Source organism: Streptomyces sp. NPDC049541, from assembly GCF_044465725.1.
GTDB lineage: Bacteria > Actinomycetota > Actinomycetes > Streptomycetales > Streptomycetaceae > Streptomyces.
In genome coordinates, this window is record NZ_JBITLY010000002.1 from 59426 (window position 1) to 73683 (window position 14258).

At 71.7% G+C, this 14258-nt stretch carries 14 protein-coding genes and 1 pseudogene; 8 read left to right on the plus strand and 7 right to left on the minus strand.

The window, feature by feature from the left end; translation table 11 throughout:
- Positions 1-276: 276 nt before the first annotated feature.
- Positions 277-1182, plus strand: coding sequence for a Gfo/Idh/MocA family protein (locus tag ACIBW9_RS07505; protein ID WP_398952250.1), 906 nt, complete (start codon positions 277-279; stop codon positions 1180-1182).
- On the opposite strand, the gene lnt is transcribed toward ACIBW9_RS07505, so the two are convergent.
- Together lnt and ACIBW9_RS07515 are read right to left on the minus strand one after the other, a co-directional pair.
- Entirely contained in the window at positions 1106-2695 is a 1590-nt protein-coding gene (lnt, locus tag ACIBW9_RS07510; protein WP_398952252.1) for an apolipoprotein N-acyltransferase, read from the minus strand. The genes ACIBW9_RS07505 and lnt overlap by 77 nt on opposite strands.
- Before the next feature lie 70 nt (positions 2696-2765).
- Positions 2766-3251: a nuclear transport factor 2 family protein gene (locus ACIBW9_RS07515; protein WP_398952254.1), complete on the minus strand. Its 486-nt coding sequence runs from the start codon at positions 3249-3251 to the stop codon at positions 2766-2768.
- Positions 3252-3403: 152 nt separating this feature from the next.
- Between ACIBW9_RS07515 and ACIBW9_RS07520 the strand changes: the two are divergent.
- Positions 3404-4383, plus strand: a pseudogene (locus tag ACIBW9_RS07520) (MsnO8 family LLM class oxidoreductase).
- 25 nt (positions 4384-4408) lie between these two features.
- On the opposite strand, the gene ACIBW9_RS07525 reads toward ACIBW9_RS07520, so the two are convergent.
- Positions 4409-4588 (minus strand): hypothetical protein, encoded by a 180-nt coding sequence (locus ACIBW9_RS07525; protein WP_030927711.1) that lies wholly within the window; start codon positions 4586-4588, stop codon positions 4409-4411.
- A 160-nt stretch (positions 4589-4748) separates the two neighbouring features.
- Entirely contained in the window at positions 4749-5624 is an 876-nt protein-coding gene (locus tag ACIBW9_RS07530; RefSeq protein ID WP_398952256.1) for an undecaprenyl-diphosphate phosphatase, read from the minus strand.
- Positions 5625-5887: 263 nt separating this feature from the next.
- On the opposite strand from ACIBW9_RS07530, the gene ACIBW9_RS07535 reads away from it, so the two are divergent.
- Genes ACIBW9_RS07535 through ACIBW9_RS07545 form a run of 3 tightly spaced genes read left to right on the plus strand, consistent with a single transcriptional unit; the run spans position 5888 to position 8711 of the window.
- On the plus strand, positions 5888-7075 hold the full coding sequence (locus tag ACIBW9_RS07535; protein ID WP_398952258.1) for a Gfo/Idh/MocA family protein: 1188 nt from the start codon (positions 5888-5890) through the stop codon (positions 7073-7075).
- Entirely contained in the window at positions 7072-7998 is a 927-nt protein-coding gene (locus tag ACIBW9_RS07540; protein ID WP_398952260.1) for a PmoA family protein, read from the plus strand. Before ACIBW9_RS07535 ends, ACIBW9_RS07540 begins: the two co-directional genes overlap by 4 nt.
- Entirely contained in the window at positions 7992-8711 is a 720-nt protein-coding gene (locus ACIBW9_RS07545) for a cupin domain-containing protein (RefSeq protein ID WP_398952262.1), read from the plus strand. Before ACIBW9_RS07540 ends, ACIBW9_RS07545 begins: the two co-directional genes overlap by 7 nt.
- Before the next feature lie 16 nt (positions 8712-8727).
- Here ACIBW9_RS07545 and ACIBW9_RS07550 read toward each other — a convergent pair whose 3' ends face one another.
- Both ACIBW9_RS07550 and ACIBW9_RS07555 read right to left on the minus strand, forming a co-directional pair.
- Positions 8728-9315, minus strand: coding sequence for a DUF4328 domain-containing protein (locus ACIBW9_RS07550; protein ID WP_398952264.1), 588 nt, complete (start codon positions 9313-9315; stop codon positions 8728-8730).
- A gap of 194 nt (positions 9316-9509) precedes the next feature.
- A complete protein-coding gene (locus ACIBW9_RS07555) occupies positions 9510-9980 on the minus strand; it encodes a winged helix-turn-helix transcriptional regulator (RefSeq protein ID WP_398952265.1) in 471 nt (156 codons plus the stop codon).
- Positions 9981-10087: 107 nt separating this feature from the next.
- Here ACIBW9_RS07555 and ACIBW9_RS07560 point away from each other — a divergent pair, with 107 nt between their 5' ends.
- A complete protein-coding gene (locus ACIBW9_RS07560; protein WP_398952267.1) occupies positions 10088-11257 on the plus strand; it encodes a thiolase family protein in 1170 nt (389 codons plus the stop codon).
- A 7-nt stretch (positions 11258-11264) separates the two neighbouring features.
- On the opposite strand, the gene ACIBW9_RS07565 is transcribed toward ACIBW9_RS07560, so the two are convergent.
- A complete protein-coding gene (locus ACIBW9_RS07565) occupies positions 11265-12035 on the minus strand; it encodes a TVP38/TMEM64 family protein (protein WP_398952269.1) in 771 nt (256 codons plus the stop codon).
- 49 nt (positions 12036-12084) lie between these two features.
- On the opposite strand from ACIBW9_RS07565, the gene ACIBW9_RS07570 reads away from it, so the two are divergent.
- Together ACIBW9_RS07570 and tuf are read left to right on the plus strand one after the other, a co-directional pair.
- A complete protein-coding gene (locus tag ACIBW9_RS07570) occupies positions 12085-12834 on the plus strand; it encodes a DNA alkylation repair protein (protein WP_398952271.1) in 750 nt (249 codons plus the stop codon).
- Positions 12835-13087: 253 nt separating this feature from the next.
- Entirely contained in the window at positions 13088-14257 is a 1170-nt protein-coding gene (gene tuf, locus ACIBW9_RS07575; RefSeq protein ID WP_398952272.1) for an elongation factor Tu, read from the plus strand.
- Position 14258 lies beyond the last annotated feature (1 nt).

The window sequence follows — 14258 nt, forward strand, 5'->3', positions numbered from 1 at the left end:
TCCGCCGAGGTGGGCGCCGCGCTCGGTCCGCGCCGCCACCGGACCCGAGGACGCCCTGCGCCACGGCACGCACCATCTCGCCCAGCCGCTGCCCGGGTCGCCCTGCTCGACGACCGCCGCGCACGTACGCAGCACCGCCACCGCCACCGCCGCACTGCCAAGGCGCGGCCGGCGCTCCTCCTGCGCAGCTTCGTTTCCCTCGCCGGACGGTGGCCGCCGCGGCAGCCGTATGCTTCCGGCAGGACCCGGCAGACACTCGCCAGAGGAGACCACCCCGTGAAGGTCGGCTGCATCGGACTCGGTGACATCGCGCAGAAGGCCTACCTTCCGGTGCTCGCCTGCCTGCCCGGGATCGAACTGCAGCTGCACACGCGTACGCCCGCCACGCTCGACCGGGTCGGCGACAGCCTGCATCTGCCGGTGGACCACCGGCACGCCACTCTGGACGCGTTGCTCGCCCAGGACCTCGACGCCGCCTTCGTGCACGCGCCCACCCTCACCCACCCGGAGATCGTGACCCGGTTGCTGGAGGCGGGCGTGCCCACCTACGTCGACAAGCCCCTCGCCTACGAACTCGCCGAGTCCGAGCGGCTGGTGGCGCTCGCCGAGGAGCGCGAGGTCTCGCTCGCGGTCGGCTTCAACCGGCGCTTCGCGCCCGGGTACACACAGTGCGCCGAGCACCCGCGCGAGCTGATCCTCATGCAGAAGAACCGCATCGGGCTGCCGGAGGAGCCGCGCCCGATGATCCTCGACGACTTCATCCACGTCGTGGACACGCTGCGCTTCCTGGTACCGGGGCCCGTCGACGACGTGACGGTACGCGCGCGCGTGGAGGGCGGTCTGCTGCACCATGTGGTGCTGCAGCTGGCCGGGGACGGATTCACCGCGCTGGGCGTGATGAACCGGCTCAGCGGTTCGGCGGAGGAGATCCTCGAGGTGTCCGGACAGGACACCAAGCGGCAGGTCCTCAACCTCGCCGAGGTGATCGACCACAAGGGCCAGCCGACCGTGCGGCGGCGCGGCGACTGGGTGCCGGTGGCCCGGCAGCGCGGCATCGAACAGGCGGTGCTGGCCTTCCTCGACGCCGTACGGGCGGGGAAGGTGCTCAGCGCCCGGGACGCACTGGCGACTCACGAACTGTGCGAGCGGGTGGTACGTGCGGTTGAGGACCGGGCCGCCTGAGCCGGACCGCCCGCGCGCCCTCGGCCGCGCACCAGACGGCGAGGATCAGCAGGGCGCCGTGCACCGGCCAGTCGCCGTAGCGGACGTACGGGGTGGTGCCGTGGGCCAGCGGAACGTCATATACCGCTGCCGCGCTGGAGCTCGTCCCCATCCAGGACCCGAGCCGCTGCCCGCTCGCCCCGTACACGGCCGACACCCCTGTCAGCGTCGCGTGCACCATCGGCCGCCCGGTCTCCGCGGCCCGCAGTGCGGCCAGCGAGGCGTGCTGCTCGGGCGCCCAGCTCTGTTGGAACGTCGACGTCGCCGACTGGGCTATCAGCACCTCGGCGCCGTCCTGCGTGAGATGGCGGCTCATGTCGGGGAACGCCGACTCGAAGCAGACCATCGGGCCGATGCGCAGCCCGTGTCCGACGTTCATCAGGACCTGTTCCGAGCCGCGCCTGCGGTCCTCTCCCGCCGCCTTGCCGACGGAGGTCGCCCAGCCCAGCACCGAACGGAAGGGGATGTACTCGCCGAAGGGCACGAGCCGCATCTTGTCGTAGCGGTCGCCGGTCAGACCGTCCGGTCCGACGAGCACCGAACTCTTGTAGATGCCGGGTTTGTCGGAGCGCCGGGCGTCCACGTTGACCAGGATGTCGGACCCCGTCTCGCGGGACAGGGCCGCGATGCGGTTCGCCAGGTCGGGGCGTTGCCCGAGGTCGAATCCGACGCTGCTCTCGCCCCAGACGATCAGGTCCGGGTGCTGCCCGGCGAGCCGGCGGGTGAGCTGTTCCTCGCGGTCGAAGCGCTTGTCGGGGCCGTCGATGACGCCCGGCTGCACCACGGCGATCCGCGTCCGGCCGTCGACGTCCGGACGCGGTGACCACACCCAGGCCGCCGAGGTCGCGGCGGCCGTCGCGACCAGGCCCGCCATGGCCGGAACCCAGACCACGGTGGCAGGTGGCACACCCCCGACCCGTGGCCACACCAGGCCTGCGACGGCGACATTGACGGCCACCACCAGGAAGCTGAGCAGCCACACCCCGCCGACCGAGGCGAGCCGCAGCGCGGGTTCCACCTGCCACTGGCTGGAGCCGAGCACGCCCCACGGGCCACCCAGCCCCTGCCAGGAACGCACGAGTTCGACCATCAGCCAGGCCGACGGCAGCACGAAGAGAGCTGCCACGCCGGTCCCGGTCCCGGGCTCCCCGCCCAACAAGCGCCGCACCAGCCAGCCCCACGGCGCCCACAGCGCGCCCAGCAGCGCGGCGATGAGGAAGATGAACACGTTCAGGCTCGGCAGCAGCCAGTGGTGCACGGCCACCATGTAGCCGAACCCGCCGCACCAGCCGTCGCAGGCGGCCCGTTTACCGGTGGGCGCGGAGCGGACCAGCACGATCCAGGGAACCAGGGCGACGTAGGCGAACCACCACAGCGAAGGGGCGGGGAACGCGAACACGGGCAGGGCCCCCGCCAGGGCGGCGATCGTCGAGCGCCGCCACGGGGAAGCGAGCCATTGACCGAAGGTCTTCATACGGCTCCTCCCTACCCGGTGGTGGCTCCAGTGTGCGTTCTTTCGGCGACCGTGGACAGACGGCCCCGGATCACTCGGCCGCGGGCGCCACCCGCGGCTCGGGAAGGCGCCGCCACTTCTCCTCCACGACGACCTCGCGCAGCCGCCAGCCCTCGTACGTCCGCAGCAGCCCGAAGGCGTACCGGCCGCCGCACACGAAGTCGGGAACGGCCGCTCCTTCCCCGTCCGCCGCGAACCGCATCGGATTGACGTAGTCCGCCCGTACGCGTGCGGTGTCGCCGATGTCCTGCTCCAGCATCCCGAACCACACCCGTCGGTTGACGATCAGATGCTGCCGCATCGGAAACAGCAGCATGCTCTCGGCAAGCCACGCGGCGACCTGCCCGGCACCCCCCTCGATGCCGCCGGCCGAGCGGTAGTCCGCGCGCCCGTCGGGCGTGAACAGCCCCAAGTAGGCCGTCCAGTCACCGTCGTCCACGGCCGCCGCGTAGTCGGTGACGACTTCGTCGACGGCCAGCCGGTCCATCACGGTCGCGAGCTCCACGCGCTGCGTCATCGGCTCAGTGTTGGGCATGGGACGTGCCGGGCCAAGGGGTGTGCGGCGACGACACACGTTTCGTTGCCGGCGCCGTCCAACTTCCTTGCCCGCGCCCGCCGTTCCACGTCCGGCACGTCCGGGTGCCGACCGGCGATTCCTGTACTGACCGAATGATCACCGTTCCTGTCGGCGCGCTCCAAGTGGCGATGATCCAGTCCGGCGCCCGGGCCGCGGACACGTTACGGGACACCGGCGCGTTCGCCCGGCGCATCGAAGACCTCGGCTACCTGCGTCTCTGGTGTGCCGAGCACCACCACTCCCCGGCCATCGGGGCGTTCCCGCCCGTGGTGCTGACCGCGCACGCGGCCGCGCTGACCTCGTCCATACGCCTCGGTTCCGGGGGAGTGCTGGCCCCGGACCACGGCTCGCTCATGCTGGCGGAGCAGTTCGGCACGCTCGCCGCACTGCACTCCGGCCGGATCGACCTGGGCATCGGCCGCGGCCCGGGCACCCTCGACGAGCCGACGGCGCGGGCCCTGCGGCGCGGGGCCGGGCCGACGACGGACGACGAGTACCGGGACGACGTGGCGGCGCCCCTGCGGTTCCTGCTGGACGAGGTCGCGCTCGGCCCGCTCCCGGAGCCGTGGCTGCTTGCCTCGAGTACGGCCGGTGCGGCGCTCGCCGCGGAACTCGGACTGCCGATCGCCTTCGCCCACCACATTCGCCCGGACAACACCCTCGCCGCACTCGATCACTACCGGGCGCATTTCTCGCCGTCCCGCTGGTGCGAGCGCCCCCGGGTGCTGGTCTGCGTGGAAGCGGTGTGCGCCGAGACGCAGCAGGAGGCGGCCCGGCTGGCGGGCCCGATGGATGTCGTCAGGGCCGGTCTGCTCAAGGGGCGGGGCGACATCCCCTTCCCCACTCCCGAGGAGGCGGCCGCCCATTCGTTCACCGTGGAGGAAGAGCGGGCACTGGCCGGCTTCCGCGCCAACAGGCCCGCGGTTAACCGGGCTTCGTCGCGAAGCAGTTGGCGGGCCTGGTGGAGGTGACCCGCGCGGACGAACTCATGCTGGTCACACCGGTCCACGCGACGGCCGCGCGCCTGCGGTCGTACGAACTCGTCAGGCAGTACGCCGCCCCGGCCCGGTGAGGCCCGGAGGAGGACGCCTCCCGCGTCAGGCCGCCTCGATGACGTCGCTCTGGATCGCCGCCGCCCACTCGATCACCAACAGCTCGTACTCCGCGCGCTCCTGGGCCGACAGGGAGCCGCCCGCGCGCATCCACAGCGCACGGATCTGCTCGTTGACCTCGGCGGCGGAGCGCACGGAACCAGGGGTTGAGGAATGGGGGGACATGCGCACAAGCCTAGGGGCAAGCACTGACACTGCGCTACCGGTCGGCTACCCATGACGTATGTCGTTGGTCACGGATTTTCGCGGCACCGCCCGGAGCTGCAACTTCCGTGTCGAGGCGGAGCGTTGAGGTCCGCACTGCCGCCGGCACGGCGGGCCGTGGTCAGCCCGCCGACTCCGCCGCGTGCGGGCTCAGTACGCCCGCGGTGACCAGGGCGATGATGACGATGCCCAGCGCGATGCGGTACCAGACGAAGGGCATGAAGCTCTTGGTCGAGATGAACTTCATGAACCAGGCGATGACGGCGTACCCGGACGCGAAGGCGATCACCGTCGCGAACAGCGTGGGGCCCCAGGCGACATGGCCGCTCTCCAGCGCGTCCTTGGTCTCGAACAGACCGGAGGCCAGCACTGCGGGAATGGCGAGCAGGAAGGAGTAGCGGGCCGCGGCCTCGCGCCGGTAGCCCATGAACAGGCCGCCGCTGATGGTGGCTCCGGAGCGGGAGACACCCGGGATGAGGGCCGCCGACTGGCACAGGCCGTAGACGAGGCCGTCCTTCACGCCCAGGTTCTCGAGCTTCTTGCGCTGCTTGGGCGCCCGGTGCCGGCCGCCCGTCTCGTCGCGTGCCGCGAGCCGGTCGGCGATGCCGATCACCACACCGACGACGATCAGCATCGTCGCGGTGATCCGCAGATCGCGGAACGGGCCCTCGATCTGGTCCTTGAACAGCAGCCCGAGCACGCCGATCGGGATCGAGCCGACGATCACCAGCCAGCCCATCTGCGCGTCGTGGTCGCGGCGCATCCCCTTGTTCACCAGCGAGCGCGCCCAGGCCGCGACGATCCGCCCGATGTCCCTGCGGAAGTAGATCAGCACGGCGGCCTCCGTGCCGATCTGCGTGATCGCCGTGAAGGCCGCGCCGGGGTCCTTCCAGCCGGAGAAGGCGGCGGTCAGCCGCAGATGCGCGCTGGAGGAGACGGGGAGGAACTCGGTCAGCCCCTGGACGAGTCCGAGGATGAGGGATTCAAACCAAGACATGGGGATACGGCGTCCAAGTGCTGATCGTGGCAGGCGCGACGGGAGGTCACGCCGGCGGGCGTCGTGATCACGGGTGTGCAGGGCAGCCTAACCTCCGGCGCCGACAGGCCCGGCACAGGGGTTTCGGGGCAGTCGGCGGCCCTGGGGGGCGGGTGGTTGACCAGGTGTGGGGGCGGAGCTTACGTTTCTGGGAGGAGAAAGCGCTTGCTGACGCTGCTCCTCCTCGTAGCTTTTCGTATCCCGGAGGAGTGCTGATCAGGTCCATGTCCACGTCCGAGACCCATCCCGGGACCTCCCGGGCCCCCGCCGCCCCGCTCGCCGGCCGGCGCATCCGGGCCGCCGTCATCGGCACCGGCGCCATCGGGCGGGGCTCGCACCTGCCCGCGCTGGCCAGGCTCGCCGAGGAGGGCGAGACGGAGGTCGTCGCCGCCGTCGACATCGATGCCACCGCGGTCGAGGAGTTCTGCCGGGCGACCGGGATCCCGCACGCCTACACCGACCTGGAGCAGATGCTGCGCGAGCAGCGCCCCGACCTGGTGAGCATCTGCACCCCGCCGACGCTGCACCGCGAGCAGACCGTCGCCGCGCTGCGCGCCGGGGCGTGGGTGTGGTGCGAGAAGCCGCCGGTGCCGACCCTCGCCGACTACGACGCGGTGGAGGCCGAGGAGGGCAAGGACGGCGGCCCGTACGCGTCGATCGTCTTCCAGCACCGGTTCGGCTCCGCGTCCCGGCACGTACGCCGGCTGCTCGCCGAGCAGGCCATGGGCCGGCCGCTGGTCGCGCACTGCCAGACCACCTGGTACCGCGACACCGCCTACTACGCCGTGCCCTGGCGCGGCCGCTGGGCGACCGAGGGCGGCGGTCCCGCCATGGGCCACGGCATCCACCAGATGGACCTCCTGCTGGACCTGCTCGGCCCGTGGAGCGAGGTGCGGGCGATGGCCGGGCGCCTGGTCCACGACGTGGAGACCGAGGACGTCTCCACCGCCCTGATCCGCTTCGAGAACGGGGCGCTGGCGACGGTCGTCAACAGCGTGCTGAGCCCCGACGAGGTCAGCCGCATCCGCATCGACTGCGAGCGCGCCACGGTCGAGCTCACCCACCTCTACGGCCACTCCAACGCGAACTGGCGCATCACCCCGGCCCCCGGCGTGCCCGGCGAGGAGGCCGCCGCCTGGCAGGACTTCGGCGCGGACGTGCCCAGCTCGCACCTGGAGCAGCTGCGGGAGCTGGTCGCGAGCATGCGCGCGGGGGAGCGCCCGCGCAGCAGCGGCGCCGACGGGCGCACCAGCCTGGAGCTGATCGCCGCGATCTACAAGGCGGCCTTCACGGACACCACGGTCAGGGCCGGCGAGATCGGCCCCGGCGACCCGTTCCACGCGGCGATGCACGGCGGTGCGCCCGGCTGGGCACCCGCTGCTCCCGTGGCGGCCGAGGAGGTGTCCGCATGACCGGGCTGCGGGTCGTGCACGCCCACGGCGACCGCATCACGGTCAGCGAACGGGCCGGTGGCGTCGAGCTGTTGAGCTATGTGTACGCCCCGGAAGCGGCCTGGGAGTCCCCGAAGCCGTACATCCACCCGCTGCGCACCCTGGCGGGCGACGTCGTCACCGACTACCGGCCCAACGACCACCGCTGGCACAAGGGCCTGCAGCTGACGGCCTCGCACCTGTCGGGCGCCAACCTCTGGGGCGGCAACTCCTACGTCCACGGCGAGGGCTACCTCGAACTGCCCGAACGCGTCGGCTCGATGGCGCACGTGGCCTTCGACGAGGTGGCGGTGCACGACGACCGCGCAGTGATCGCGGAACGGCTGACCTGGCACCCGTACAGCGGGGAGCTGTGGGCCGACGAGGAGCGTCGTATCGAGATCCACGACGTGGACGCGGAGTCCGGCTCCTGGGCGCTGACCTGGACCAGCGCCGTCACCAACCGCCGCGACGAGCCGCTGTGCTTCGGCAGCCCGACCACCGCGGGGCGAGAGATGGCCGGCTACACCGGCCTGTTCTGGCGCGGGCCGCGCGCCTTCCGTGACGGCCGGATCATCGGCCCCGACGCCGAGGGCCCCGGCCTGATGGGCGAGCAGGCGCCGTGGCTCGCCTTCTCGGGCGAACACGACGGCAGCGACGGCCACGCGACCCTCGTCTTCGCCCACGCTCCCGAGAACGACCACCTGGGCGAGCGGGGCACCCACCCCGCCCACTGGTTCGTACGCAACGAGCCGTTCGCCGCCGTCGCCCCGTCCTGGGCGTTCTACGACGAACTCGAACTCGCTCCCGGCGACACCCTCACCCGCCGCTACCGGATCGTGGTGGCCGACGGATCGTGGGAGCGGGGGGAGATCACCAAGTACCTGGAGGCGCATCCGTGGTGAGCACAGGGGAGTTCACGGGACTGCCGGGCTCGGTCGCCGTCTCGCATCTGTCCGTCTACGACTGGCCGGCCGTCGACGGTGTCTGCGGCGGAACTCCCCATATGCACCTGACCTGTTCGGAGGCGTACGTCGTCACCGGCGGCCGGGGTGCGGTGCAGACCCTGACGTCGTCCGGGTACGAGGTCACGCCCCTCGTGCCCGGCACGGTCGCCTGGTTCACACCGGGCACCATCCACCGCCTGGTCAACGAGGACGATCTGCGCATCACGGTGCTGATGCAGAACAGCGGTCTGCCGGAGGCGGGCGACGCGGTCCTGACGCTGCCGCCGCGGTACCTGAGCGACGCGGAGACGTACGCCGCCGCGACCAGGATTCCGACGGATGTGCCGGAGGAGGAGCAGGAGCGGTTCGCCCGCGCCCGGAGAGACCTCGCCCTGGAGGGCTACCGGGCCCTGCGCGAGGCGGACGGCCCCGAGCCACTGGCCGCCTTCCACCGCGCCGCCGCGGCACTGGTACGCCCCCGGCTCGCCGAGTGGCGCGAACGCTGGCGGCAGGGCGCGGAGGCGGCCGCCGCAGCCACGGGGGATCAGCTCGACCGCCTGGAAAGGGGCGACGTCGGCCATCTCGCGGAGGCCGTCGTCAGGGCCGAGCTGCCCTCGGCACGGGGGAAGTTCGGGATGTGCGGGCGGTTGGACGTGTACCGGGCCGACTAGGCCGCGCTGTTCCGACTCAGGGCGCTGCAACAGGAGTCGGTGATGCGGTGCGCAGTGCTGCGCTCTGCAGTCCCGTGATGCGCTGGATCACGAACATCGCGAGCACGGCCGCGGCCAGGTTGAGCGCCTCCGTGACCACCAGGAGGGGCATCGAGGTCCCGCCCCCGAACTGGGATGCCATGGCGATCACGGTGTGCCCTGCCCATGCCGCCCACCAGACGTTCACCAGGACCTCGTCGCGGTCCTTGTCCGTCGTCCCGAGGCTGCTCGCACGGTGGACCTCCAGGACGAGTCCGCGCGGAACCCACAGGTTGACCACCGGTATCAGCCAGGCCACGACGGCCCACACGCCGGGTTGCGAGGCGGCCCCCGGAGAAAGTACCCGTGCGTTTCGCCGGCAGCGGCTGAACCACACCAGGAAGACCACGGCCGCCGCGGTCATGAGGTTCACGAACACCATCGATCGGAAACCCGACTCGTTCAGCGACGCGTTCGTGGGGTGCAGATCATGAGCTCTGAGGGCCAGTGCCCGGAAGACGTCCGCGACGGCTGCCGCGGCGATCGCCGCCTGCGCGAAGCGGGCGAGGAGCCATGGTGCGCTCATGACAGGGCTGTCGGTGCCGGCTGGGCTGTTCACTGGGGGGACCTGCTTCTCGTGGGCAGCCCGCACTGTGGCGGCGCAGCGGAGGGGACGGGCGCCTCGGATCATAGATCGCTCCCGGGCTCTCGTGAGCCGGGTTTGCCGCACGATCGGCAGCCGTGGGGCAGAGGGCGCCTGCTGATCCCGGTTTCTCCGGGTCAGGCCGCCGTCGGCCCCTTCACCGTCCACCCCTCGGCCTGCGGGTGGGCGGTGAGGTCCTCGTGGTGCACCGGATCGCCGCAGGCCCGGCAGGTGACGACCGGGACGAGTTCGTTGCCGCAGATGTGCTCGACCGCCATGGGCAGGTCGACCCCGCCCCGGACGTGGCGGTCGCCCCACTCCTTGAGGGTCATGAGGACCGGCTCCAGTTCGAGCCCTGCCTGGGTGGGCCGGTACTCGAAGCGCTGCGGCCGCTCGCTGTAGGCGCGCCTCGTCAGGATCCCGGCGTCCACCAGGCGGCGCAGCCGGGCGGCCAGGACGTCGCGCGGGGCGCCGATGTTGCGCACCAGCTGGTCGAAGCGCCCGTTGCCCAGACACACCTCGCGTACGACGAGCAGGGAGTACTTCTCGCCCACCAGCGCCAGGGTGTCGGCGATGGAGCAGGGGCGCGGGTCTTTGATGGCGGCCATGACGCCCAGTCTAGGGGAGGGTTTGTTTTTCCAACCTTCGGAGCTATGGTGAGTTTGGATTTCCTACTCACGAGTAGTTCCCGTCCATCCGCCGTGGAGGCATGCACATGCGTGACGCAGTCATCGTCGAAGCCGTACGCACCCCGATCGGCAAGGGCAAGCCGGGCGGCTCCCTCGCACACGTCCACCCCGTCGAACTCCTCGCCCACACCCTGCGCACCCTCGTCGACCGCTCCGGCGTCGACCCGGCACTGATCGACGACGTCATCGGCGGCACCGTCGACCAGGTCGGCGAGCAGGCCATGAACACCACCCGCTACGCCGTGCTGTCGGCGGGCTTCCCGGAGACCGTCCCGGCGACCACCGTGGACCGCCAGTGCGGCTCCTCCCAGCAGGCCGTGCACTTCGCCGCGCAGGGCGTCATCTCGGGCGCCTACGACCTCGTCGTCGCCTGTGGAGTGGAGTCGATGAGCCGGGTGCCGATGTGGTCGAACGTGCCGCCCGGCAAGGACCCCTTCGGCCCGGGCGTCGCCGAGCGCTACCCGGAGGGCCTGGTCCCGCAGGGCATCAGCGCCGAGCTGATCGCCGCCAAGTGGTCGATCACCCGCGACCAGATGGACGCCTTCGCGGTCTCCTCGCACCGCAAGGCCGCCGAGTCCTGGGCCGACGGGCTCTTCGACGCCGAGGTCGCGCCCCTGGAGGGCGTCACACGCGACGAGTGCGTACGGCCGTCCAGCACCACCGAGATCCTCGCCGGCCTCAAGCCCGCCTACCACGACCCGGTCTTCGCCGAGCGCTTCCCGCAGATCGAGTGGAACGTCACCGCGGGCAACGCCAGCCCCGTCAACGACGGCGCCTCCGCCGTGCTGATCACCTCCAGCGAGACCGCGGCCCGCCTCGGCCTGCGCCCGCTCGCCCGGCTGCACAGCTTCGCCGTCACCGGCTCCGACCCGCTGCTGATGCTCACGGGCGTCATACCGGCGACCGAGAAGGTGCTGCACAGGGCCGGCCTGACCCTCGACGACATCGACCTGTTCGAGGTCAACGAGGCGTTCTCCAGCGTCGTCCTGGCCTGGCAGCAGGAGACCGGCGCCGACCTCGCCAAGGTCAACGTGCACGGCGGGGCGATCGCGATCGGCCACCCGCTCGGGGCCAGTGGCACCCGTCTGACGACCACCCTCGTGCACGCCATGCGCGCGCGTGGCGCACGCTACGCCCTGCAGACGATGTGCGAGGCGGGCGGACTCGCCAACGCGATGGTCCTGGAAGGCGTGTAGCGGGCCGTCAGCGTCCGCGCAGCTGGTGCCGCTTGCGCCAGGCCACCACCGCGCCCACCAGAGCCGGTACGGCGATGCAGGCCATGGCGATCAGGAAGGCGGGGGACGTCGGCGCGGAGGCGCGGGCACCGGCGACGGCGTACGCGGCGGTGTTCGGCACCGAGCCGAGCGCCGTCGCGAGCACGAAGGGCACCCAGCCCATGCGGGAGACGGCGGCGCAGTAGTTCGCGGCCCAGAACGGCACTCCGGGGAACAGCCGGGCCGCCATCATCGAGCGGAACCCGTGCCGGCTGAGCTGCCCGTCCGCGGCTTTCAGCAGCCGGCCCCGCAGCAGCGGTCGCAGCGCGTCCTGGCCCAGCATCCGGCCCAGCCCGAAGGCGACCCCGGCGCCGAGCACCGTACCGGCAAGGGCCGTCCCGGTCCCCAGTTGGGAGCCGAAGAGCGCGCCCGCCCCGAGGTTCAGCAGCGGCCGCGGCACGAACGCCACGGTGCACAGCCCGTACGCCGCCGCGAACACCATGGCCGCCGCTGCCCCGCCGAGCTGCGGCGGCCAGCCGTTCGCCAGCATCCGCTGCGGCTGGAAGAGCAGCACGGCACCGGCGGCACTCGCGAGCAGGACGACGAGCAGGGACAGCCGCGACCACGGCGAGAGCAGCACGCGCGTGCAGCGCGCGCCGAGGCCCGGCGGTGGTACGGGTGCGGCGACGGCGAGCTCCGTGGCGGCGGCCCGGGGAGAGGCCGTGGCGGTGCCCCCAGAGCGGGTGGTGGCATCGAGCATCCGGTGACACTAACCGACAAATGTGTGTGATCGCCGTATGGTTCGTCCCATGAGCGTCACAGGTGAGGTCACACCGCATGTGCCGTTCAGCACACTCGCCGACACCGTGCTGGAGCGGCTCACCGCCACCTACGCCGCCGCGGCAGACCCGGAGCGCGCCGAGGCGATGGGCGCGTACATGAAGGACGTGGCCCCCTTCCTCGGCCTTTCGACGCCCGTGCGCCGGCCCCTGTCCCGCACCGTCGTGGCGGGCCTGCCGCGCCCCGACGAAGACGACTGCGCGGCGATCGCCCTGCGCTGCCGGCAGTTGCCCGAGCGCGAGTACCAGTACTTCGCCGTCGACTGTCTGCGCCGCCACGCACGCGTGTGCACCTCCGGTTTCCTGCCGGTGGCCCGGCACCTCGTCGCCACCGTCTCCTGGTGGGACACCGTCGACGCGCTCGCGGCGCATGTCGTGGGTGCGCTGGTCGCGGCCGACCCGCGGCTCACGGCGGACATGGACACCTGGATCGCGGACGACGACCTGTGGGTCGCCCGTACCGCCCTGCTCCACCAGCTGCGCTACAAGGAACGCACCGACACCGAGCGGCTCTTCGCCTACTGCCTGCGCCAGTCCGGGCACCCCGACTTCTTCATCCGCAAGGCCATCGGCTGGTGCCTGCGCGAGTACGCCAAGACCGACCCGGAGGCCGTACGGGCCTTCCTGGCCCGGGAACGCGGCCGGTTCGCGCCGCTGTCGGTCCGGGAGGCACTGAAGAACATCGGGGCCCGAGCCGTTTCGGTGCCCGAACTCCCATGACCTGAAAAATCATTCGACGCCGGGCAGAGCGTCGGCAATGATCGACCTCATGTTCCGGTACGCCTTCCACCTCGCAGCATCCGCAGTCGCGGATGCCCCGAAGGCTGCCGTTCCCGCTCTCGTCGCCGCAGTCGACGGCGCCCGAAGCTGACCCTCTCCGGATCGTCCGGCGGACCCCGCAGGGGGAGGGTCGGCGAGTCCTCGGGGTCCCCATCTCTTGATCCTTCCTACGAAGAGGCTTCGAGGTATCGCCATGCCCAAGACGGCATACGTGCGCACCAAACCACATCTGAACATCGGCACCATGGGCCACGTCGACCACGGCAAGACCACGCTGACCGCCGCCATCACCAAGGTGCTGGCCGAGCGCGGCACCGGCACCTTCGTGCCGTTCGACCGCATCGACCGCGCCCCGGAGGAGGCCGCCCGCGGCATCACCATCAACATCGCGCATGTCGAGTACGAGACCGACACCCGCCACTACGCGCACGTGGACATGCCGGGCCACGCCGACTACGTCAAGAACATGGTCACCGGCGCCGCGCAGCTCGACGGGGCGATCCTCGTTGTCTCCGCGCTCGACGGGATCATGCCGCAGACCGCCGAGCACGTCCTGCTCGCCCGGCAGGTGGGCGTCGACCACATCGTCGTCGCCCTCAACAAGGCCGACGCGGGCGACGAGGAGCTCACCGACCTCGTGGAACTGGAGGTCCGTGAACTGCTCACCGCGCAGGGCTACGGCGGCGACGCCGTGCCCGTCGTACGGGTCTCGGGGCTGAAGGCCCTGGAGGGCGACCCGCGGTGGACGGCGTCCATCGAGGCGCTGCTCGACGCCGTGGACACATATGTGCCCATGCCCGAGCGGTACTTGGACGCGCCGTTCCTCATGCCCGTCGAGAACGTCCTCACCATCACCGGCCGTGGGACGGTGGTGACGGGCGCGGTCGAGCGCGGTGTCGTCCGCCTGGGCGACCGGGTCGAAGTGCTCGGCGCCGGGCTGGAGAGCGTGGTCACCGGCCTGGAGACCTTCGGCAAGCCCATGGAGGAGGCGCAGGCCGGTGACAACGTGGCGCTGCTGCTGCGCGGGGTCCCGCGGGACGCGGTCCGGCGCGGACACGTCGTGGCGGCGCCCGGCAGCGTGGCGCCGAACCGCCGCTTCTCCGCGCGTGTGTACGTCCTGTCGACGCGCGAGGGCGGACGCTCGACCCCGGTGTCGAGCGGCTACCGGCCGCAGTTCTACATCCGCACCGCGGACGTGGTCGGCGACGTCGACCTCGGCGAGACGGCCGTCGCCCGGCCCGGCGAGACCGTGACCATGACGGTCGAGCTCGGCCGTGACGTACCGCTGGAGCCGGGGCTCGGCTTCGCGATCCGCGAGGGCGGCCGCACGGTCGGCGCGGGCACGGTGACCCGTGTCGGCTGAC